2 protein-coding genes and 1 pseudogene are annotated in these 1,950 nt (G+C 31.1%); 2 read left to right on the top strand and 1 reads right to left on the bottom strand.

The window, feature by feature from the left end; all coding sequences use genetic code 11:
- Positions 1-508 precede the first annotated feature (508 nt).
- Entirely contained in the window at positions 509-1,132 is a 624-nt protein-coding gene (locus HMPREF9144_RS10670) for a hypothetical protein (protein WP_006046076.1), read from the top strand.
- A 78-nt stretch (positions 1,133-1,210) separates the two neighbouring features.
- Complete coding sequence (locus HMPREF9144_RS14090; RefSeq protein WP_428838909.1) at positions 1,211-1,339, top strand: IS1/IS1595 family N-terminal zinc-binding domain-containing protein; 129 nt, start codon at positions 1,211-1,213, stop codon at positions 1,337-1,339.
- A 55-nt stretch (positions 1,340-1,394) separates the two neighbouring features.
- Here the strand turns inward: HMPREF9144_RS14090 and HMPREF9144_RS13060 are convergent.
- A pseudogene (locus HMPREF9144_RS13060) lies at positions 1,395-1,731 on the bottom strand (transposase); the annotation flags it as partial.
- Between the last annotated feature and the right edge of the window lie 219 nt (positions 1,732-1,950).

The following is a 1,950-nucleotide window of genomic DNA, read 5'->3' as shown; positions in this document are numbered from 1 at the left end:
TGTCTTGTTTATATCCATAATTACAATTCTTTTATATTATTCTAATATTATTATTGTTCTATTTTAACTTGCAAAATTAGTCATTTTTTCTGAATTTTCCAAACAATATCCATACTTTTTATAAACTTTTCAATATGCGCAAGGGGAGAAAATCAAAAAGATAAGAGAAATAATAAAGTAAAATTCAATTAACAAAAGAATTTTTAATAATAAAACAATGAAATATCAGAGTAAATAACTACATTTGTAGTTGTGCACTTTTGTTTGACAACGCACAATTGATCAGTTTGTTAATGGTGTTGCCAATGAATCAAAGGTTGGATACACCACATTAACTTCTTCTGTAAAGAATCAAATTGCTAAAGACGCTGAGTTGATTGCTAATGGAAGCATAAAAGGGTCTGTATGGCATTTCTTTAGAAGTCCCATAACAGGTAAGATAGGTGCATCTAAGCCGCTTTTACAGGAATTGCAAAAACATAATATAAAATACATACTACACTAATATATGAAATATAATATAATAAATAATCTACCAATTGACTACGAGTTTAGCGCGAAAAGTAAAAAAGAGCTTAAGCTTTATGAGTATTGGTTTATAGAAAACAAGGAATACAGAATACAAGAACTATCAAAAGCCGTAAATTCAACAGGTAAATTCGAGAATTGGTGCGCTGATTTTAGCCCATCATCTTTGGACAATTTAGGAATATGGCTAGAAGAAAATATAAAAGTAATAAAAATACCAGATAATGAGTATAAAGATATAAGATTGAAGGTTCCACATTATATAAAACTTAATGATTGGGATTTAAGTATAGAAAGCCGTTCTCTCTTAGTTGATGTAGGAATCTATATTGGCGAAGTATTTATTCACACATATCCTATGTTAAGATGGGAGCAAAACCTTTCAAAAAGAAGGGGAGATAACAATTTTGGACATATGGTAATTAAAATGCAGATAGATTTTAATCCAATATGGCTTATGTATATTTTAGGTCTAAAATTAGCAGATCATGAGGAAGACGGTTCTTGCCTATCAAAGCTATTCAAGGTCTGGAGGTGCTATTATTTCAAAAAATATACACCCAAGAATGTGGGTGATGTTCCAAATTGTGAGTTAATGAAATAATCTTCTGGTTGTCAGGCTTATATGACAAAAGTGTGCTTAAATTTCTTGTAACTATCTAATAATCATTATCTTTGTTTTATTATATTTTTATGGCAAAAAATCTGCTTTTATTGTGGGTCAAAATCGACTATAAAACGTGGTCATTTTAATGGTAGTCAACGCTGGTATTGTAAGAGCTGTAAGAGGAGCTTTGGTGAATATACCTAAATTTATAATGCAAGCCATCCTAACAGGAAGAAAAGTAGGAATGCAGGGATCTAGACCTATTTATGAAATGAACTAACTCGGAAGCGTCACAGGGTTGTTTGGGCATAAATTCAAGTCCACCACAGAAGTATTGGTAGTAAGCATTCTCACTCCATTGAAAAACTACCATTTCATCTGACACATTACGCAAATATTTTAAAATTAAAAGACCACACATCAAGCGAATAGGATGAGCTGGGCGACCATTATTGCTGCAATACAAAGGAGAGAAAGCATTTTTCAAAACGTTCCCAATTAATCTTATTACTAAGTTGGAAAAGGGGATGTTCATGGCTAAGCATATCCTCTAAAGAAGAGAACATAGAGAGCTGTTTGGATGTACGTTTAAGCATAAATATCTGCAAGAATTATAATGTAAAGGTACAAAAACTTGCAGATATAAACAAATAATTTATAGCATAATATACTATGAATCAGAGGAATATTAGGTTTTTAAGGGTGGACTAATTATTTAGAACAAAATTTATTTTCAGGCAGTTCTTCTGATAACTCCCAATCTGGAGCATTACCCATTACCTATACCTAGTCTTTTTATTGTGAAATATTAAGAA

Origin of the sequence: Prevotella pallens ATCC 700821, from assembly GCF_000220255.1 — a bacterium.
Classification (GTDB): Bacteria; Bacteroidota; Bacteroidia; order Bacteroidales; family Bacteroidaceae; genus Prevotella; species Prevotella pallens.
Note: the sequence above shows the minus strand (reverse complement) of the source record. Positions and strands in the feature narration are given on the sequence as shown.